This is a genomic window from Clostridium beijerinckii (assembly GCF_018223745.1).
Classification (GTDB): domain Bacteria; phylum Bacillota; class Clostridia; order Clostridiales; family Clostridiaceae; genus Clostridium; species Clostridium beijerinckii.
On sequence record NZ_CP073653.1, the window covers coordinates 3,738,323 to 3,758,550 of the forward strand.

The window sequence follows — 20,228 nt, forward strand, 5'->3', positions numbered from 1 at the left end:
CATTTTAGCTTGTCAAACTGAAAGTTGGAGCATGCTAAAGTGGATACAATCTGCTGCTTAGAACCTTCAGAGATATTTTCATAGCTTTTCGGAATCAAAATATTTATGATTTGGTAAGTAGACTAGGGAATCACTTCCCTAACCCCTCTCAGAACCGTACGTGCGGATTTCCCGCATACGGCTCCCCACATTATAATTCACAGTATATATGATATATCTTCTTTTAAGTTGAAAATATTAACATATATTTTAGCTTTAGGTATTTTGAAGCACTCAAACATAGTGTCAAAACTTCTCCAGTTATAACTTCTTTTCTGACTTCTTTTGTTTAGCCATTTAAAAGTTAGTTTTCTTACTAAATATCTGAAAGTTGCGAGACTTAAACTGTTGTCAGTGATTCCGTAATACCTATAATATCCTATTAGTCTCTGTGTCAGTTTCTCCATTAATAATGTGAGCGGCACTGTTCTATTATTCTTTAACCATTCATTCAATCTCTTTATGCTAGCTCCAAATTTCTTTGAGCTAGTCTTCCTCTTAACTCTAAAACTTCCATTCTTTCTGCAACTGCAGAAGTGTGTAAATCCTAGAAAATCAAAAGTTCTATCTTTATATGATTCTAACTTTCATGCTCTCTTGAATTTTCTATCATAGTAGGCATTCTTACCGAAATATAATATTTTAGTTTTATCTTCAGCTACCTGCAAGTTAAATTTGTCTAATCTGTTTTTCAATGCTTCATAGAAAGCTTTCGCTTCGTCTTCATACTGAAAACAGCAAACAAAATCATCCGCATAGCGTACTATGTACGCCTGTCCTTTACACTTCTTTTTGATAAAGTTATTAAACCATATATCTAAAACATAATGTAAATAAATGTTTGCTAATGTTGGAGATATTATTCCCCCTTGTGGAGTTCCTTCATATACTTTATAAAACTTTCCGTTTTCCATTATTCCAGTTTTCAAAAATCTACCTATATATCTAAGTAAGTTCTTGTCTGCAATCCTGTGTTCAAGAAATTTCATCAACCACTTGTGGTCAACATTATCAAAGAATCCTTTAATATCAGCATCTACAACATAATTCACATTCTTTTCAGATAAATATACATTTAAGATTTTAAGAGCATCATGACAACTTCTATTTTGTCTAAACCCAAAAGAACTATCAATGAAATCTTGTTCATATATTGATTTTAATATTTTATTAATGGCTAATTGTACAACTTTGTCTTCATATGCCGGTATACCTAGAGGTCTTTTCTTGTTTGAACCAGACTTATCTATGTATACTCTCCTTACAGGCTGCGGTCTATATTTAAAAGTCTTCATTCTAATTAGTAGATTATCAATATTATTCTCTAAGTTAGTTTCATATTCTTCCTTTGTTACCTTATCCACTCCTGTAGCCTTATTTCCGCTCAGTTCATAATGGCATAAAATTAGCATTTCCTTGTTAACTAAATGCATTAGTGATGTAAATTTCTCTTTAGGATTATTTCCAGCTATTTCTGCTATCCTCTCAAGTTTTGTGTACATTTTTTTTCCTCCTCTGTGTGAGAATTTCTGTTTCTCTTTTCAAGGTCTATAATATGTTACACCCTTCCCTCCATGGTCATTACTCATTTCTTCAGTACTATGGTGTAATCCGACTACTCATTATCATTTGAATACCTCTGATTTCTAATCATTGTTTTCCATACTCTGAAGTCAGAGAATAATGAGTCCTCCCAAGTTGACGTACTATATCAATGTATACCATGCTACACCTTAAAACCACGAGAAAGCACAGATATTCTTGCAATAATGATTATCTATGTTCTGACTTCTAATTTACCGATATTATCGTCCTTTCTGACTTTGTGATAATTTCGTGGCTAGTAGTTTCAGCATTCGCTTGCGGCCTGGTACCTTGTTTGTCTACACTTAACTTATTACATCGCCATAATAAGCCCAAGACTAACTAATGACTGGTTGCTGGCCTTTGTCATGCAGGATTCCCACCTGCTATATAGTAATAATGAGGAAGGTTAGCCCTCATTATCTTTTACGCCCTTGCTTGGCGTACCGGTAAGTTATCACATAAATCTAGTTTTAACGTTGGATATCTATAGGCATAAAAATAAACTAATAAATATACATTTAAAACATTGCATATTGTATTAGTTTATTATCTTATACTATTTATATATCTTAAACTTCAATAAAATTTATAATTCCTTTATGTACCACACATCACAGGCATAATGTTCAGTTTCAACTAAAGGTTTTTCTAATCTAAGAAATTCATTCTTTTCGTAAAATCTCTTAGCGGCCTCCATATTATCAAAAGTTTCTAAATAACATTTTTTATAATGTACTCTCGCAAATTCTAAAGAAAGACCTAGTAATTTCTTTGCGATACCTGAGCCTCTTGCTTCTTTTAAAGAATACATTTTTTGTAATTCACATACATCTTCAGTTCCTAACAATGGCCCTATCCCACATCCTGCTACTATCTTCCCATTTTCTTCAACTACCCAGTATTTAGATTTTTCACCGCTATAGACTTGGTAAAAACATCCTAAGTTAGGATCAGACCAAGCACAGCCAGGTTTATTAGCCCCAAATTCTATCAAACAAGTTCTTATTAATGATTCTACTTGTTCATTATCTTTTTCCTGTATTTCTCTTATTATCATAAAGCTTTCCCCCACTACTAACTTGCTAGTTTAATTTTTATATAATAGGATACAATAAAATTACCTATTTATCAATATTAATTAAGAATGTTCCATTTAATATAACAATTAAAATAAAAATGCTCCTGAAACTTTCATGTTATCTATAATATTTTCCATATCAAAAGAAAAACTGTTCTTCATCCTCTCTATGTTACTCCTATCTATAAAATTCTAATGCATTAAGTATTTTATCTGCTGCTTTATTATATTTTTCTATTCTTTCATGATCCTTTTGAGAAGGATTTTTAATTCTTGATAGATTCATATTGTCTTTTAAATCGGCTAGCTTTATCTCGCACGCTAACCTATTAGTAATTATTCTTTCTATAAACTCATCGTATGTTTCATTATGCCGTCTTGTTAATGCATCCAGTGCAGATAGTATTTCTTCTGAAAAGCCTTCATTTTTTAAATAATCTATTGTAATATCAGTATCTTCTATTACATCATGAAGCACTGCACATATCATTTCTTCTTGGCTTCTCTTTGAAATCATTAATCTTAGAGGATGAAGAATATATGGTTTACCACCTTTATCCACCTGACCTTCATGAGCTTTTGCTGCTATACATATAGCTTTTTCCAACATATCTTCATCTCCTTTTACTAGTCAAATTATATTTTCAGTAAATTTAAAATATAATTTGTGAACTTATAATCGAGTCAACTCTATGGATACTGTACCTTTTGGGGACATAACATTCGACTTCTTCGGTATAAACACCAAAGGCATCTTATGGACATTGTACCTTTTAAGGACATAACCTCCAAGAGCATCAGAAACAATATCTGAAATAGATTTTATTCTGCATTTACCGCAAAAAAACTGCTATAAAATTAATATCCAAAGCAGTTTTTTATACTGTAATAATCTATACAAAGTTGTATTCGCCTTTAAATTAGAATATCATTTCATAATATCTCTTTACACTTGCTTCTAATTCTAGTAAATCTAAATTTCTTCCTACTCTTATACTTTCCTTGCCTTCTATATAAAGTAGAAATATTGGTACAGAAAATACATTATATTTTGCTGCTAAATCTAAATGCTTTTCTGCATTTACTTCTCCACTCTTAATTTCAGGAAATCTTTTTAAAATATCTTCAATCTTAGTTTTAATGACTTCACACGCCCCGCAAGCTCCTCCTGTAAAATATATCGCGCTCATTCTTTTGTCTTTTATTAGATCTAATAGTTCCGTATCATTATTCAAATTGTCCAACTTAATTTACCTCACTATATTGCTCTTCTATCATCATATTTAATGTCACAACTTTATCCTCACCTAATATTTGATTTGCAGCATTATATAAATATTTATCTTCTGTCACTAATATAAGACTATCATCTGAATGACACGCATATAAAAGTAACAAATCATTCTGTGATAATTTATTTATACTATTTAAATATATATTACCACTTTTAGAATACTTTATATTTAATTTTGATGAAAATTCTTCGAGATTACTCTTATTTATTTCTATAATTGAAAATAGCAATTTACAGAATCTTTCTGATAGTACTTGTTGACCTTTGTATTCTTTCCTTTCCTTGACCACAAGCTCTTCACTCACTTCTTTTAAAATTATTATTTTCTCATCTTCTATGAGTTTATTAATAATCGAAGGATACTGTTTCCAGAGCCCTATTACAACATTAGTATCCAATAAATACTTGTTCATAATTATCCCTCCCACAATTGCTATAGTATTATCCTTAATCTATTTATATATTTATTATACTCCGTATTATTTTTTTATTAATTATTATAATCTTAGTTTTCTCATCTATCGAAAATTCATTCTTTTAATTATATAAGTTTTTCTCTCATACATACGAAAAGCTTTAGACATAATTTTTATTGTTTTATTTTTATTGTATTCTCCTCACCTACTTACATGTGCCACTTGCAAAATAGTAATTTTTAAGTGGCAAACCTATTAGTGATATAGCCCCAAATAATAAATAAAGTCGTGTATATTAACTCCATGCACGGCTTTATTTGTTAAATTTCAATCAGTATATTTTATAGACTTAAGTCTTCTCCATTAGTTGAAATAACTTTTTTATAATACAATTGACGTAATTATCAAATAACTACATCTTAAAATCAACTATTATTTATTTCTCTGAATCTTATATGATTAATTTATTAAAAACTATTAGTATAAAATTAACTCATATAATTTTTCACGTTATCCTTTGTTACTTTTTCAAATGGAACCCATATGTGTTTCCCATCCTGTGCTAAATTTTCTATATTAGATAACTCACCATTTGATCCTAGTTGAATAGCTGCCTGAACAGCATTTTTGCTTTGGTCTTTCGCAGACTGATAAACAGTAAATTGTAAACCTCCATCTACAATAGCCTTGCATCCATCTGACGTAGCATCAATTCCCACAATCGGAATTAATGAAGTATCGATTTTATTTTCTTTAAATGAATCCATTACTCCAAGTGCCATTTCATCATTATTAGCAATTACGCAGTCAAATTTTCTACCTGTAGACAGGAATATATTAAACATCTCCTTAGCTTTTGCCCTGCTCCAATCTGCATTATCCTCAAAAACATAATCCGCATCTATTCCTTTTTCCTTGAAAGTTTCTTTTACTGCCTTCGTACGCCCTTTAGTAGCCGCATGGTTCTTCTCACCTTTTAATAAAACCACTTTAAGATTATTTTTATTTTTAAAATAATCTGCAATATATTCAGCTTGATACTGCCCTGCAACTTTTTCATTTGAAGCTACATAAATGTACTTATCTTTTTCTAGTAACTCTTCACTTGGACTACTATTCATAAATACTATTGGAAGATTTCCTGCCGCTTTTTTAAGTTGTAGCCCTGTAGTTGAATCCACTGGAGTGCATAGTATAACATCATATCCACCAGAAACTGCCTCTTTCATATGAGACACTTGAGTTTCTATAGAACCTGCCGCATCTTTAATATCTAAATCCACTTTTTCACTATCAGCAAAGTCTTTTGCACTTTTTGCTAGCATGCTACGAAATTCATCTGATGCATCTGAAATTGATAATAGAATTTTTACGTTTTTCTTTGTAGAAGAACTACTCTTTGAGCTGCATCCCGATACCATAACAAACATCATAATTATAGTTAATAATATAGATATTCTCTTTCTCATACTATATACTTCCCCCTTAAAACTCATTATGTAATAATTATAAAATCTAATAGAACAAAATTGCATGCAACTGTGAAACCTTCTAAATTAGTCTTTTTGATAATTTATTTCTCGCAAGTGTCACAATACCCACAGATTTTACTCTAATGCAAATTCCTAGAGAATAAAAAATATCCCTATATTTTAAACATTTTAATCTGTTTGCTAAGTTCATCAGATGTATTTGCTAAAGTTTCTGCATCATTAGCTACTTTTTCACTATTTTTAGTAATATTATTTGACTGATCAACCATTACTTCTGACGTTGCTAAAATTTCCTCCGAACTTGCTGCTTGTTCCTCTGCTATGGCTGCTACAGTTGTTGCAACATCATCTAAATGTCCAACTTTTTCAATCATTTCTTGAATTAGATCATTTGCTGAATTAATTTTATTGAAAATATTATCAAATGTATCAGCTGTTCCACTTATTAAATAACTACTTTCATTGATATATTCTGCACTATCATGTGATTGCTTTACAGTATCTGAAACAAGTTTGTTAATTTCATTTACAATAGATGAAATATTTTTAACAGATTCAGAACTTGTATTAGCTAATTTGCCTATTTCACTTGCTACAACAGCAAAGCCTTTTCCTGCTTCTCCAGCCCTAGCCGCCTCTATTGATGCATTAAGTGATAAAAGATTAGTTTGTTCTGCAATACTTCCAATAACATTTATAATATTAGTTATTTCACTTGAAGATTTTCCAACATTATTTATAGCTTGTTCAAGTGATCCTATTGAAGTCCTTATATTTTCCATAGCTGCGCTTACTTTTTCCATATCTCTCATACCTTTTTCTGAGATATTAATAGTTTCCTTCATTTTATCATTCACATTATTACCATCATCTCTAGTATTAGAAACGACATTAGCTAAAGTTGTTGTATTTTCAGCTATTTCTCCTACCGAACTTGATAACTGATCTACTGTGAGGTTTAAATTCTGCATAGACTCAGATTGAAGTTTAGATGAATCATATAACTCTGTAGAGATTCTTATACCGCCTTCAGATTGTTCACTCATCTTATTTGATACTATACTAATATTATTTATCATATTTCTCATTACTGTTATAAACTCTTTTACACTTTTCAGCATAACTGAAATTTCATCATTACCCCTTATTTCCACATCAACTGTAAAATCTCCATTAGTCATAGATACAATTGTGTCTGTAAGTTTTCTAATAGGTTTTATAACTACTTGTACAACTCTTTCCACTAAAACAGCTAAAATAATAATAGATATAATGCCTATTAAAATCATAAAAGTACGAAGCTTTATAAGTTCTGATAAAATAGATTTTGTCGGTACATATGATACAAGAATCCAATTGGTTCCCTCTACTTCTTTAAAAACAACCCTGTTATCATCTAACTCGCATGAATTGTAATCTTTATTTTCAATTTTTCCTGCAACATCTGTAAAAAATTTATCATTGCTAGAATCAAGTTTAGTGGAAATTAATGAACTATCTCTATTAGCTACTATTGTTTTATCATTGCTGTCTATCAAGAGAGCTTCTGCATCATGCATATCAATCATTGAATTTACAATTATCGATACTTTATCCAATGAAAGATCTACAGAAAAAATCTTTATTATTCCTGATTTATCATTTAATATTGCCGAAGCACTAACAACATTCTTACCAAATTCATTCTTATATGGTGATCCAAATGCCATATTAACGCGAGTAAGTCCCTCTTTATACCACACTGAATCAAGTACATCTTTATCTGATTTATTAGATTTTTCTGCTTTAAATAGCTTTCCACTCTCGTCACCAATGTAAAATCCTTCCTTACAATTGTCACTGTATCCATAATATTTATTTAGTAAGTCTTTTAGTTGTTTTTCATTTAAATTCGCAACTTCTAGTGAATCTTTTAAAGTGCTAAATGATGACAAGTTTTCATTTAACAATGATTCAATTTGATCAACCTGCTTCTTACTTGAAGTTTCTAACAAATCATTAGCTGAGTTGCTTATTATATTTTTAGACTTATTGTAGGAAATAAAAATAAGCAATGAAATTACTATTACTAGCATTGGAATAATAATTCCAAGCAATTTTGTTTTAATTGAAACCTTATACTTAGTTTCCCCTTTTTTCATAAGTATCCCCCTTTTAGGCAGTATAGATTATACTAGCATTATTACTCTATCTATAATACAATTTTTCTTCCTCTAAGTATACTTTTTTTATACATTATTCTGTATTTTCCCTTTATTTTTTCAAAATCATCTATTTAAAATGAATTTTCACAAAAAAATTTACAGATGAAAGTATCTTCATCTGCAATTCTTAGTTAAATAATTTTTATATATTTATAATTTCTCACATAATGTTTTAATTGCATGCATTAATAAGAAAACTAATCCAATTCCAAATGAAGCTCCCGTAAATAGCCTTCTAATATTAGTTGATTTCTTAATTTTAAATAATTGTAGTAAACCATCACAAATCATAATTAAAATCAATACTCCACATATCTTTAAACTAATCTTTACTTTGACTACAAACAAAATCACTGCAATTATATAACCCAAATAAATTCCAGTGCACCTTGCACACACTGGAAATTGAAATCCCCTAAAACTGAAACTCCTTTCATACATTTGATGACAACCACTAAGTGCACCAGCTTTCATAAGAAGTATCCAGAACTTTGTTTTCTTATCCGTTATATTATTTAAATCTTGCGCCACAATCTGCACACACCCTATAAGTATTTGTCTTAGTTTTAGTTTTTCCCATACCGAGCATTCCACATAGCAATCCAATTGGACCTAAACATATATATCCTAAGCAGCCTTTTCCCGCACCAAAGCCTTTCGTAGTTTCAGTAATATCACTTACTACTTTGACATTTAAACTCCCACATCTAGGACATCCAACATTTATATTATTCATTCTCTGTATCCCCCGCAACAATAAAACTACCATAATTATACTACTGAGAAATATTACATTGCAATAATTCTCCAAATTCTAATTCATTTTACATATTCACGGTAAGGCATACGTAAGATTCTATTATCATCAAATTTGTATTTTGTACCTTCGAGAGGATCTTTTCCCTTAACTAAGTTCATGCCTACAGAATATATTGCTTGAGCTTCTGCACTTGCATCTTGAATAACTGTCCCGGTCATAAATCCTTTATCTACTAATTCTATAGCTTCTGGAATAGCATCAATTCCAACTACCAAAACATTTTTATTTTTATCACCTTTATTATACCCATATTTCTGAAGCGCTTTAACAGCTCCTATAGCCATAGCATCATTATTTGCGATAATTGCTTCAACATTATTGCCATATCTTAAAAATAATGAGTCAATGCTCGCTCTAGCACATTCTTCATCCCAATTACAACTTTGTGCTGCAAGTTCCTGGGTTTTTATTCCCGTATCGTTAATTGTTGAAATAGAATACTTCGTTCTATCAATAGTACCAGGATGATCTATTTTTCCCTGAAGCATAATATATTGAAGTATATTATCTTTATTTTTATCTATAGCTCCCTTATTGGCATTCCATGAATCAACAATTATCTTACCTTCTAGAACTCCAGATTGCTCTGTATCAGTTCCAAGAAAAACAATACTCTTGTAAGGAGTAATAAAATTTAATATATCTTTATTAGGTGTTCCATCTAAAATTAATGGTATATTATTTTTTTCAATTTTATTAATTACATCACTTATAGTATCTACCTTTGTATCAACCAGATTTATTACAAACAAGTTAAACTGATCATCAATAGCTTCGTAAATACTTTCATTTTGTATAACCTGATTCCCTTTTCCATCAAAAAAAGTGAACTCAACCTTACCCTTATTTTCTTCCTGAATCTCCTCTAAGTTCTTTCTAACCTCAATATTATATTGATCATCTTCTCTAGATTGAAACACAGCTACTTTTACTGGAATTATTGAAGTATCATTTAAATTAGTTGATAAACTCTTCGGAATACTGCCCACTAGCATAGTAATTATCAAAAAAGAAATTGTAGTAAATATGCTTACCTTTTTAAATACACTCATTTCAAGACCCTCCTATATTGGTTATAATCATAGATTGTCTTTTAATAAGAGTTTTATTCTGCATAGAAAATATTCTTACTTATGCTAATATGATTTATTTTGTATTCTTTTAAAATATTAAACCGAGTTAATTTATCTCTTCAAAAAATTATGCCATCATGGAGTACCCCGTGAATATATTTTACTGAATTATAATTTTCTAAAGAAAAAATTTAATGACCACAATTTTGTGGTCATTAAATTTCAGCTTTATGATAATTCAAAAGCTCCTGTATATAATTGATAATACTTACCTTTTTCTTTTATTAGATCATCATGATTTCCTCTTTCAATAATTCTACCTTGGTCTAATACCATAATTACATCAGAGTTTTTAATTGTTGAAAGTCTATGAGCAATTACAAAAACTGTTCTTCCTTTCATAAGCTTATCCATTCCTTCTTGAACAATTCTTTCTGTTCTTGTATCTATGCTTGAAGTTGCTTCATCCAAGATTAAAACTGGTGGATCAGCTATTGCTGCTCTAGCAATTGTTAGTAGCTGCCTTTGACCTTGTGAAAGGCTGCCTCCATCTCCTGTAAGAATTGTATCATAACCATTTGGAAGGTGTCTTATAAACGTATCTGCATTTGCAAGTTTTGCTGCTGCAACTACTTCTTCATCTGTAGCATCTAATTTACCATATCTAATATTATCTGCTACCGTTCCAGTGAAAAGATGTGCATCTTGAAGCACTATTCCAAGAGATCTTCTTAAGTCATCCTTTTTAATTTTGTTGATATTAATACCATCATATCTTATCTTTCCATCTTGAATATCATAGAAGCGGTTTATTAAATTAGTAATAGTAGTTTTACCTGCTCCTGTAGCACCTACAAAGGCTATTTTTTGTCCTTGTTTAGCATATAGCTTTATATTATGCAAAATTATCTTTTCATCATTATATCCAAAGTCCACATCATCAAATACTACTTCGCCGAGAAGCTTTGTATATGTAATAGTTCCATCTTCGTGAGGATGTTTCCATGCCCAAATTCCAGTACGCTCTTTGCACTCCTCTAATTCCCCATTTTCATTTTCCTTAGCATTTACCAAAGTAACATAACCTTCATCTGTTTCTTTCTTTTCATCAAGAAGCTTGAATATACGTTCTGCCCCTGCAAGTGCCATAATAACAAAATTGAATTGTTGAGCCATTTGATTAATTGTTTGACTGAAATTTCTTGTTAACTGCAAGAAAGCTGCAAGTCCACCAAGCGTAAATCCACCAAATGCACTAATAGCTAAAACTGATCCAAAGATAGCAACAGCTACATAATTTATATATCCAATGTTGCCCATAATAGGCATTAAGACATTAGCATATTTATTTGCATTATTTGCACTATTGAAGAGCATATCATTTAATCTATCAAAGTTAGCTTTTGCTTCTTCTTCATGGCAAAAGACTTTTACAACCTTTTGCCCTTCCATCATTTCTTCTATATATCCATTTACTGCACCTATATCTTTTTGTTGAAGACCAAAATATTTTCCACTCTTTGCACCAATAACTTTAGTAACTCTAAACATCAATAGTATAATTATAATTTCAACGCCTGTTAAAGGAATACTTAAATATATCATTGAAGCAAATATACTAACAACAGTTATGATAGCTGATAATAATTGTGGTATTCCTTGGCTTATCATTTGTCTTAAAGCATCTGTATCATTTGTATATAAACTCATCAAATCTCCATGAGCATGTGTATCGAAGAACTTTATTGGCAAACTCTCCATATGAGCAAACATATCATCTCTTATTCTTTTTAGAGATCCTTGTGAGATTACAATCATTATACGACTATATATATAAGTTGATATAACCCCAACATAATAAATTACTGCCATAGTAATTATCATTTTAAGAAGCGGACCAAAATCTGCTCCTGATTTATTTAAAAGTGGTGTTATATAATCATCGATTAAGTTTCTTAAAAATAACGTTCCAATAACATTAGCAAGAGAACTTATAATAATAGTTACTAGTACCATGAAAAATAAAAACTTATATTCCTTAAGTATATACGCTAATAATCTTTTTAGTATCTTCAAAGAATTTTTATCGGCTTTTACTGGAGCACGTCCGCCACGTCCCATCATTCTAGGAGGTCTATTGCTAGCATTATCTTTACTCATTGTCGCTCGCCCCTTTCATTTGAGATTCGTAAACTTCACTATATATTTCATTTGATTTTAGTAATTCTTCATGAGTTCCAAATCCATCTATTTTCCCATCATTTAATACAATAATTTTATCTGCATCTTGAACTGAAGAAATACGCTGAGCAATAATAATCTTTGTAGTATTTGGTATTGTTTCTTTAAATGCTTTCCTGATCAAAGCATCAGTTTTAGTATCTACAGCACTTGTTGAATCATCTAAAATTAATATTTTAGGTTTTTTAAGTAGCGCTCTTGCAATACATAATCTTTGCTTTTGTCCTCCAGATACATTTGTTCCGCCTTGTTCTATAAAAGTGTCATACTTATTTGGAAGACTTTCTATAAATTCATCTGCTTGTGCTTGCTTACATGCATCTATTAACTCTTCATCAGAGGCATCTTTATTTCCCCATCTTAAATTCTCTTTTATTGTTCCAGAAAATAAAACATTCTTTTGTAATACCATAGAAACCTCATCTCTAAGTGTTTCTATATCATATTTTCGAACATCAACTCCTCCGACCTCAACACTACCATTTGTAGCATCATACAATCTTGGAATAAGCTGAACAAGAGTAGTTTTTGAACTTCCTGTTCCTCCTATAATTCCAATAGTCTCACCAGAATTAATTTTCAAATTGATATTTTCTAAAACAAGGTTGTCCTTATTTTTGTTATAGGAAAATCCAACATTATTAAAAGTTATAGATCCATCTTTTACTTCATAAACTGGATTTTCATCATTTGCCAAATCACTTTTTTCATTTAAAACTTCTGTAATTCTTTCAGCTGATGATTTAGACATAATTACCATTACAAATACCATCGAAAGGAACATTAAACTCATTAATATATTAAGAGTATAAGTAAATAAACTCATCAATTCTCCAGTTGACATAGTATTTGAAACAATCATTTTTGCACCAAGCCAAGATAAAAGCAAAATACATGTATAAACTGTAAATTGCATTGCTGGAGCATTAACTATGATTAGTTTTTCAGCTCTTATAAAATATTTGTATAAAGTTTTAGAAGCTTTATAAAACTTGCTTGTTTCATGCTCTTCTCTTACATAAGCCTTTACTGCTCTAATTCCAGTTAAATTTTCTTGTACACTGGCATTTAAATCATCATACTTTTTAAAAACCTCAACAAAATATGGGTGTACTGTAGTCATAATGAAATATAATATAACTCCAAGAAAAACTATAGCACCTATAAATATCATAGATAATTTTGCATTAATATAAAAACACATTGTTGTAGCGGATATAAGCATAAATGGCGCCCTTACAGCCATTCTTATTATCATTTGGAATGCATTTTGAACATTTATTACATCTGTAGTCAGTCTTGTTATAAGTCCAGCTGTAGAATATTTATCTATATTGGAGAAAGAAAAATTTTGTATATTATAATACATTCCCTTTCTTAAATTTCTAGCAAACCCTGATGAAGCTTTAGCTGCATGTACACCACCCAAGACTCCAAAAGTAAGAGATAAAAATGATGTTATTATCATTGCCCCACCAACAATACTTACATATTTCACATTACCTTTTCCTACTCCATTGTCAATAATCCATGCCATTAAAAGCGGAATAATTGTTTCCATAACTACTTCTAATGCTACATATAGAGGAGTTAGAATACTATCTCTTTTAAATTCTGCTACAAAACCTGCTAATTTTTTTATCATAATTTTCCTCCTTCTTTGTTAGGTTTCTAACTAATAGCTCAAAAAAAATTGCATAGCACATGAAAATAAATAACAAGTCCAAAGTTGCCAATAGAAGTTCCGACATGCAGCATAGCTACTCCTTTCTAATGTGTGGATATTTTTCATCAGGCAAGGAGGCAAATTTCCCTCATAGCGGGCCTATTAGGTCAATTTGCCGATGAGCAGAGAACCAAAATCTATGATTTTGTGTGAATCGCTTACTCAGTGAGCGTATGCGAGTCGAGCTTCCTTTATGGTGGAAAATAGGCTGGCAAATGTACTTGTTATTTTTTGAATGTGCTTTAATCTGCAATTTTCTTAGCTAATCTATCAATTAAAGAAACTAATATATTGAATTCATCCTCATTTAACTCATCTCTTAATGATTTTTCAACTCTAAGGATAAACTCATATACATTTCTTTGAATTTCCAAGCCCTTTTCTGTTAATACTATTTTTTTAAGACGTGCATCTTCTGATACACTTATTCTCTTAATATGCCCGTTCTTCTCCATTAATTGGAGTACGCTCGTAACTGAAGAACGTCTAATATCAAGTTCCTCTTCTATGTCTTTCTGAAAAATGTCTTTTTTATCTGATTTATGATATATGAAGCCAAGAATCCTAGCTTGAACTCCAGTCACACCATATTCTGAAGCTTCCTTATCTATTCTTCTATGCAATCTCCTAGATAACATACTCAATTTTTTCCCAATGTGTACCTCTTTATCCATACTTATGCTCCCATCAATTTGTTAGATTTCTAACATATATTATCTTAATTTTATTTTTTAAGTTTGTCAAGGTAATATAATTTTATTTTAAAAATAATATTTTTCAACTCTTAGAAATTAGTTTCCTTCTATTTATTATCAATTCTTTATATGATATTTTCTATTTTTATTTGATGAATCAAAATCTCCAATAACAACTTGAAGCCTTTCATTACTGTATTTATACTCCTGCTTTAAATCTATTATTTTTTTGAATATAGAAACTCAATTGCTGCATATGTATATTAAATTTACTATCTCTGTAACATACCTAAACCGCAATCATAAAATGAATGAGACAGGCTTTACTGCCATAGCAAAAATACGAGGAGATTCTCAATGTATAATGATGATTTTTTTTACTGTCCGTATTGTATGCAGAAAAATATTTGTCCATTTTTTGATGAACAAATGAAAAATTTCGGCGATAATGATCAAATGTCAAGATTTGATAGATACGAAGATTCTTATGAATTTCAAGATTCAAACTTATTGACTAAAGAAATTCACTCAGATTCTTATAGAGCTTCTGACCAAGAAGTTAATAGAATATTAAGATTAATGCGTAATCAAATGCCTCAACTTTTCTCACTATTCCAAGGAGTTGGCGATAACTATTTTAGAACCGCTATTGCTTTCACTTTAGATAATGCTCAAACATATCCGGGAAATATAAATCAAAGTGTAAATAGAATTTTTAATGACTTTAGAAGAAGAAATAATTCAATTTTTCTTTCTCTTCGTTCTCTAGGTGTTCCTAACAACGTTATTAATCTCACTTTTAGATCTATAATTGAATTTACTCTTAGAAACATTAAACCTTCACCAGCTCCTGGTCCAAATCCTACTCCATCGCCTAGTAGTGGTTGGAGTAAATGGGAAGATCTTGGCGGAGTTTTAAAATATTCTCCTGGAGTTTCTTCTTGGTCTGCAAACAGGCTTGATGTATTTGTAACTGGATCTGATAATGCTCTTTACCACAAATGGTGGGACGGCTCTCGCTGGAATGATTTCGAAAACCTTGGTGGTGTCCTAACTTCTGGTCCAGCAGCTGTTTCTTGGGGAAATAATAGGATCGATGTATTTGGTAAAGGTTCAAATAACGCAATGTACCATAAGTGGTGGGATGGCTCTCGTTGGAGTGATTTTGAAAATCTCGGTGGAGTCTTAACATCTGCACCTGCTGCTTCTTCCTGGGCCGCAAATAGAATAGATACATTTGTCCGTGGAACAGATAATGCTCTTTATCACAAATGGTGGGATGGCTCTCGCTGGAGCGACTTTGAAAACCTTGGTGGCGTTCTAACTTCTGGCCCAGCAGCTGTTTCTTGGGGAAATAATAGAATTGATGTATTTGTTCGTGGTCAGGGAAATCGTCTATATCATAAATGGTGGGATGGTTCTCGTTGGAATGACTTTGAAGATCTTGGTGGAAATTTAGCATCTGCCCCTGCTGTATCTTCTCGAGCTTCTAATAGGCTAGAGGTATTTGCACGAAATCAAAGTAACCAATTAATTACAAAGACATGGAACGGTTCGCGCTGGAGCGATTGGCAAACAATCGGTGGTTCCTTCACTTTAGATCCTGCGGCTGTTTCTTGGGGCTCTAACAGAACCGACGTATTTGCAAAAGGTCCACGAAATTCTTTATTGCATATTTGGAGAGATTAGCTAGTATAAATTATTGAATTATAATTTTCTAAAAGAACAAAAAATGCTTAGTTTTTTCTGTACTAAGCATTTTTTATTGCTATAAACTTTACAAGTTAAGCAATGTATATAGATTTTTTATAAACTCATAAATTCACAACTAACTTTCTGCATCTGTGTATTGTTCTTCCGCTTAATGAAAATCTATGGAAATAAGGTTGTATTAATAATAAATAAAAACAACCAATTATATTCTTATTAAAATCAACAATACATTCAATTAACCGGTTTTATTAAATAGCAACTTCCAAGAATACATTTAACTTCTTTTTTTATTGCAGCTACAGCTACCCCTACTTCTTCTGAATTTGAATAATCATTAAGTTCACCATAAATTCCTGCAATTGAAAGCGAAGTAAGTGGAAATATACCATTTTTTCCATATCTATCTGTGGCCGTAACATATCTATTACTTCTGTCTTTTTCATTAAAAAAATTTAAAATCCCATCATTAAACTTCTTTATAATTTTTTCACACACTTCTTCACATTCTTCAATTGGATTTTCTAAAATACTTACAAAATCATCTCCTCCTATATGTCCAATAAATCCATTATAAGGGAAAAGTGATTTTATTTCAGCTTGTATTAATTGAGCTGTATATTTAAGAATCCTATCCCCATTTTCAAATCCGTACGTGTCATTATAAATTTTAAAATTATCTAGATCTAGATAAAGAATACAACATTTACGTTTTGTTTTAATTATATTCATTATATTATTTTGTATAGCGGTATTACCTGGTAGCTCAGTAAGGGGATTAAGTTGTCTCGCGTAGTTACATTCTAGCATTGTAGTATAATTTAACAAAGATCTTATTGTAACCATTCCACAGTATTTATTATTGTTAGTCACGATAATATAATCATATATATTTTGTGTTTTCCTAGACATTGCTAACCTTGAAACTTCTGTTACTGGTGTGTTGTAATCTACAACTAAAGGATTTGTATCCATAACTAAAGAAACAGGACGTTTTGTAAAAATTGCAACACCATATTTTGTAGCAAGCGCTGAGTCTAACGTATGTTTCATAATAAGACCTAATGGTACATCATTATTTACTATACAGGCTCCAGTAATATCGTTAGAATCAAAATATTCTTTAATATCACCACAATAAGTTTGAGGCCCAAATGGACTATCATGTCTAACAATTTCGCCTATACTGCTTGACTGATAGTTATAATACACATTATCCTTAAATTTATTACACCTTACAATTAAATCCTTAATATGATTAGGGATATCTAAAAAAGTTCCTGCTGGACGACTTAGTAAGAAACCTTGTCCTGCATAGACGCCTAAGTTTACTAATGTTCTCAATTCTTCTTCTGTTTCTATTCCTTCAGCAATAAGTTTCATATTTGTTGCTTCTGATAGCTTAACAAAGCATTCTACTAATGATTGTTTAAATGAATCTTCATTTATATCTCTAATTAGATCCATGTCAATTTTTACATAATGTGGCTTTGTTTCATTAAGCATCTTAAGCCCAGAATATCCTGAACCAGTATCGTCAATTGCAATTTTATATCCTTGATCTACATAATTGCTGAGAGCCTGTTTAAAACCTCTGTAATCTTCTATACACGTCTTTTCGGTAATCTCAAATATTATACAATCAGGTGACATATTATGTTCTGCAAGAAATTCCTTAGTAAACCCTTTCTTAAATTTTTCGTCTTTAAAAATATGAGGATCCACATTTATAAAAAGATATTTATTTTTTTCAATATTGGTAGCTCTTTTAATGGCTTTTATTCTACATAATTGTTCTAACTCCCATGTTTTATTATAAACCTGAGCAGCGTTAAATAACTTATCCGGATTTTGCAATGGTGAGTCTATCGGCCCTCTGCTTAACGCCTCATACCCTATGATTTCCCCATCTAAAAGTGAAACAATGGGTTGATAAACTGTAGTTATATTTTTACTATTTAATATATTTTCCAACTCCTCTGCCTCATTATATTTTAAATTATCAACTAATGAATTTAACATATTATAATCTCCCCATATTTCTTCTTATTAGCTATTATAGTAGCTCTTGTAAATATAGTTGAAATATAACATAATCTTATTAAAAGTATTTATAATTTTTGTTAAGTTAATGTAAAAACGTTTATCTAGTCAAAACCAAATTTATTACATAAATTGGAATTAACATATTTTGCTTCCATAAACTTATGATATAATTATTGTAAAGACAATTCTAAGGAGGCATCTTCATGACAAAGGTTAATAAATTACCTACAACAAAACTGTGGAATCCGAAATCATTTATTATATTTTCCGTGTTTTTCTCATTTCTACCAGCTGGGATCATGTGTGCTTTGAATTATGGTCGATCTGGAAGTCAAAAAAAGAAGTGGATATTTCTTTTAACAAGCATCTTAGTGTTTATAGCACTTATAGCACTGTTGCCTATATTATCAATTAATACTTCTATCATATTTTTCAGTATTAATATAGCTTTAGGAATAATTCTTATGTTCGCACAGTTAAAGCTGTATAATGACCATATTCAAAATGGAGGGAAAAGTGCTTCGTATTTATTTCCTATAATCATAGGGCTTTTGATTTTTTCATTGTCTGCTGCTTCAATTCTATATTCAATTTACGTACCAAAAAATGCTCTTGATTATGGCGAAAATCACTTATTTTATACTAATAAGATAACAGAATCTCAAGCGAAAAAACTTGGAGATTACTTAAATTCAGAAGGCTACTTTACTCCTAGTTCAAAAGTAGATGTTAAAATTGATAAGCAAGATACACTCTATATTTTATCTCTCGTTGTAGAAGGTGACTATAAAAGTGATACAAGCTATGTAGAACCTATGAAAGCAATATCAAAAGAGATTTCTAAAAATGTTTTTGAAAACAATAAGGTTAGAATAGATTTATGCAATGATAGATTCAAAGTTCTTAATTCCATCAATGTAGACTAAACTTTTCAGTAATCTATCTTTAAATTTTATTATGTTTTTATTCTAAATTTCAGCAAAAAGAAGACTAGCGTTTATTTGCTAGTCTTCATTCGTATTTATATGATTAAATGAGATTATTGTATGATATTTCATTTCTTCTTGAATACACAAAATAACTCTCCTCTTTCTCCTAAGAATTTATACATTTCAAAACATAGGCTGGCGGTAAATTAAAGATAACTCTTTCTATATTTATCTTTTTAAAATACCCAGTAATAAATTCTTTTTTCAAAAGAGTATATTGAAATGTTATAAATAATCCATTTCTTTTTAATATATTTCTAGTTTGTCTTAAAATTTTATTTGAAACAGCTTTAGGAAGACTAGCAAAAGGCAACCCTGATACAACATAGTCTACTTTGCTAAGATTATATTTTGCTAAATGTTTATCAACATTTTCAGCAGAATCATTTATTATTATAATATCATCTTCTCCTTTATATTTCTCTTCTAATTGTCTACAAAATTCTTCATTATATTCAAATAACATTAATAATGTCTCTTTCTTTTTTCTTTTTACGAGCTTGTCCGTAAAAACTCCTGTCCCTGGTCCGTACTCAATTATAACCTCAGAATTTTTAAAATCTATGTCTCCTACCATTTTCTCTGCAAGTTTCTCTGAACTAGGTGCTACAGCCCCTATAGTTCTAGGTGATTTAAAATATTCAATTAAAAATTTTACTAGCTTCATATTAAAAGCCTCCTTGAATTCTTCTCTTTTAGTTAAATTATAGAATTAGTATAAATCTTAAATATTAAAATCTATTTAGTAAAATCTTAAGAATCTTTAAATTTTGTTTTAAATATAAAGAAAGAAGGTATACACTTTAACCCTCTTTTA

The 20,228-nt window shown here is 30.4% G+C and carries 18 protein-coding genes; 2 read left to right on the forward strand and 16 right to left on the reverse strand.

Annotated features, from left to right (window positions below; all coding sequences use genetic code 11):
• Nucleotides 1-197: 197 nt before the first annotated feature.
• The 14 genes from KEC93_RS26565 to KEC93_RS16870 form a co-directional block, all read right to left on the reverse strand.
• Nucleotides 198-446 (reverse strand): hypothetical protein, encoded by a 249-nt coding sequence (locus KEC93_RS26565; protein ID WP_238953652.1) that lies wholly within the window; start codon nt 444-446, stop codon nt 198-200.
• A gap of 180 nt (nt 447-626) precedes the next feature.
• A complete protein-coding gene (gene ltrA / locus KEC93_RS16810) occupies nt 627-1,541 on the reverse strand; it encodes a group II intron reverse transcriptase/maturase (RefSeq protein ID WP_012059836.1) in 915 nt (304 codons plus the stop codon).
• A 671-nt stretch (nt 1,542-2,212) separates the two neighbouring features.
• Entirely contained in the window at nt 2,213-2,683 is a 471-nt protein-coding gene (locus KEC93_RS16815) for a GNAT family N-acetyltransferase (RefSeq protein WP_039769779.1), read from the reverse strand.
• Between the two features lie 199 nt (nt 2,684-2,882).
• The gene (locus KEC93_RS16820) at nt 2,883-3,314 is read right to left on the reverse strand and encodes an HD domain-containing protein (protein WP_039769777.1); all 432 of its coding nucleotides are present in this window, start codon (nt 3,312-3,314) and stop codon (nt 2,883-2,885) included.
• A 310-nt stretch (nt 3,315-3,624) separates the two neighbouring features.
• Complete coding sequence (locus KEC93_RS16825; RefSeq protein ID WP_077869421.1) at nt 3,625-3,948, reverse strand: thioredoxin family protein; 324 nt, start codon at nt 3,946-3,948, stop codon at nt 3,625-3,627.
• A gap of 1 nt (nt 3,949) precedes the next feature.
• Nucleotides 3,950-4,411 carry a PIN domain-containing protein gene (locus tag KEC93_RS16830; protein ID WP_077869422.1) on the reverse strand — a complete coding sequence of 154 codons (462 nt, stop codon included), beginning with the start codon at nt 4,409-4,411 and terminating at the stop codon, nt 3,950-3,952.
• Nucleotides 4,412-4,902: 491 nt separating this feature from the next.
• Nucleotides 4,903-5,883 carry a substrate-binding domain-containing protein gene (locus KEC93_RS16835; RefSeq protein ID WP_077869423.1) on the reverse strand — a complete coding sequence of 327 codons (981 nt, stop codon included), beginning with the start codon at nt 5,881-5,883 and terminating at the stop codon, nt 4,903-4,905.
• Between the two features lie 176 nt (nt 5,884-6,059).
• Nucleotides 6,060-8,048 (reverse strand): methyl-accepting chemotaxis protein, encoded by a 1,989-nt coding sequence (locus tag KEC93_RS16840; RefSeq protein ID WP_077869424.1) that lies wholly within the window; start codon nt 8,046-8,048, stop codon nt 6,060-6,062.
• Between the two features lie 213 nt (nt 8,049-8,261).
• Nucleotides 8,262-8,585 carry a DUF2085 domain-containing protein gene (locus tag KEC93_RS16845; protein WP_077869438.1) on the reverse strand — a complete coding sequence of 108 codons (324 nt, stop codon included), beginning with the start codon at nt 8,583-8,585 and terminating at the stop codon, nt 8,262-8,264.
• A gap of 37 nt (nt 8,586-8,622) precedes the next feature.
• Nucleotides 8,623-8,847, reverse strand: a complete 225-nt coding sequence (locus KEC93_RS16850; protein ID WP_012059475.1) for a hypothetical protein — start codon at nt 8,845-8,847, stop codon at nt 8,623-8,625.
• 83 nt (nt 8,848-8,930) lie between these two features.
• The gene (locus KEC93_RS16855; protein ID WP_077869425.1) at nt 8,931-9,983 is read right to left on the reverse strand and encodes a galactose ABC transporter substrate-binding protein; all 1,053 of its coding nucleotides are present in this window, start codon (nt 9,981-9,983) and stop codon (nt 8,931-8,933) included.
• A gap of 249 nt (nt 9,984-10,232) precedes the next feature.
• Nucleotides 10,233-12,125 (reverse strand): ABC transporter ATP-binding protein, encoded by a 1,893-nt coding sequence (locus tag KEC93_RS16860; protein ID WP_111944682.1) that lies wholly within the window; start codon nt 12,123-12,125, stop codon nt 10,233-10,235.
• 31 nt (nt 12,126-12,156) lie between these two features.
• Nucleotides 12,157-13,890 carry an ABC transporter ATP-binding protein gene (locus KEC93_RS16865; RefSeq protein ID WP_077869427.1) on the reverse strand — a complete coding sequence of 578 codons (1,734 nt, stop codon included), beginning with the start codon at nt 13,888-13,890 and terminating at the stop codon, nt 12,157-12,159.
• Nucleotides 13,891-14,213: 323 nt separating this feature from the next.
• Nucleotides 14,214-14,645 carry a MarR family winged helix-turn-helix transcriptional regulator gene (locus KEC93_RS16870; RefSeq protein WP_077869428.1) on the reverse strand — a complete coding sequence of 144 codons (432 nt, stop codon included), beginning with the start codon at nt 14,643-14,645 and terminating at the stop codon, nt 14,214-14,216.
• 378 nt (nt 14,646-15,023) lie between these two features.
• Between KEC93_RS16870 and KEC93_RS16875 the strand changes: the two genes are divergently transcribed.
• Nucleotides 15,024-16,355, forward strand: coding sequence for a PLL family lectin (locus tag KEC93_RS16875; protein WP_077869429.1), 1,332 nt, complete (start codon nt 15,024-15,026; stop codon nt 16,353-16,355).
• A 255-nt stretch (nt 16,356-16,610) separates the two neighbouring features.
• Here KEC93_RS16875 and KEC93_RS16880 read toward each other — a convergent pair whose 3' ends face one another.
• A complete protein-coding gene (locus KEC93_RS16880) occupies nt 16,611-18,398 on the reverse strand; it encodes a GGDEF domain-containing protein (protein ID WP_077869430.1) in 1,788 nt (595 codons plus the stop codon).
• A 227-nt stretch (nt 18,399-18,625) separates the two neighbouring features.
• On the opposite strand from KEC93_RS16880, the gene KEC93_RS16885 reads away from it, so the two are divergent.
• Nucleotides 18,626-19,348, forward strand: a complete 723-nt coding sequence (locus KEC93_RS16885; RefSeq protein ID WP_077869431.1) for a hypothetical protein — start codon at nt 18,626-18,628, stop codon at nt 19,346-19,348.
• Nucleotides 19,349-19,517: 169 nt separating this feature from the next.
• Here KEC93_RS16885 and KEC93_RS16890 read toward each other — a convergent pair whose 3' ends face one another.
• Nucleotides 19,518-20,078, reverse strand: a complete 561-nt coding sequence (locus KEC93_RS16890; protein ID WP_077869432.1) for a class I SAM-dependent methyltransferase — start codon at nt 20,076-20,078, stop codon at nt 19,518-19,520.
• Nucleotides 20,079-20,228 lie beyond the last annotated feature (150 nt).

Bases quoted from the DNA above. Each gene is read 5' to 3' on its own strand.
- KEC93_RS16865 (WP_077869427.1), bottom strand. From the start codon at position 13,890: ATGATAAAAAAATTAGCAGGTTTTGTAGCAGAATTTAAAAGAGATAGT.
- KEC93_RS16890 (WP_077869432.1), bottom strand. From the start codon at position 20,078: ATGAAGCTAGTAAAATTTTTAATTGAATATTTTAAATCACCTAGAACT.
- KEC93_RS16820 (WP_039769777.1), bottom strand. From the start codon at position 3,314: ATGTTGGAAAAAGCTATATGTATAGCAGCAAAAGCTCATGAAGGTCAG.
- KEC93_RS16880 (WP_077869430.1), bottom strand. From the start codon at position 18,398: ATGTTAAATTCATTAGTTGATAATTTAAAATATAATGAGGCAGAGGAG.
- KEC93_RS16870 (WP_077869428.1), bottom strand. From the start codon at position 14,645: ATGGATAAAGAGGTACACATTGGGAAAAAATTGAGTATGTTATCTAGG.
- KEC93_RS16850 (WP_012059475.1), bottom strand. From the start codon at position 8,847: ATGAATAATATAAATGTTGGATGTCCTAGATGTGGGAGTTTAAATGTC.
- KEC93_RS16855 (WP_077869425.1), bottom strand. From the start codon at position 9,983: ATGAGTGTATTTAAAAAGGTAAGCATATTTACTACAATTTCTTTTTTG.
- KEC93_RS16875 (WP_077869429.1), top strand. From the start codon at position 15,024: ATGTATAATGATGATTTTTTTTACTGTCCGTATTGTATGCAGAAAAAT.
- KEC93_RS16840 (WP_077869424.1), bottom strand. From the start codon at position 8,048: ATGAAAAAAGGGGAAACTAAGTATAAGGTTTCAATTAAAACAAAATTG.
- ltrA (WP_012059836.1), bottom strand. From the start codon at position 1,541: ATGTACACAAAACTTGAGAGGATAGCAGAAATAGCTGGAAATAATCCT.
- KEC93_RS16830 (WP_077869422.1), bottom strand. From the start codon at position 4,411: ATGAACAAGTATTTATTGGATACTAATGTTGTAATAGGGCTCTGGAAA.
- KEC93_RS26565 (WP_238953652.1), bottom strand. From the start codon at position 446: ATGGAGAAACTGACACAGAGACTAATAGGATATTATAGGTATTACGGA.
- KEC93_RS16815 (WP_039769779.1), bottom strand. From the start codon at position 2,683: ATGATAATAAGAGAAATACAGGAAAAAGATAATGAACAAGTAGAATCA.
- KEC93_RS16835 (WP_077869423.1), bottom strand. From the start codon at position 5,883: ATGAGAAAGAGAATATCTATATTATTAACTATAATTATGATGTTTGTT.
- KEC93_RS16845 (WP_077869438.1), bottom strand. From the start codon at position 8,585: ATGAAAGCTGGTGCACTTAGTGGTTGTCATCAAATGTATGAAAGGAGT.
- KEC93_RS16885 (WP_077869431.1), top strand. From the start codon at position 18,626: ATGACAAAGGTTAATAAATTACCTACAACAAAACTGTGGAATCCGAAA.
- KEC93_RS16860 (WP_111944682.1), bottom strand. From the start codon at position 12,125: ATGGGACGTGGCGGACGTGCTCCAGTAAAAGCCGATAAAAATTCTTTG.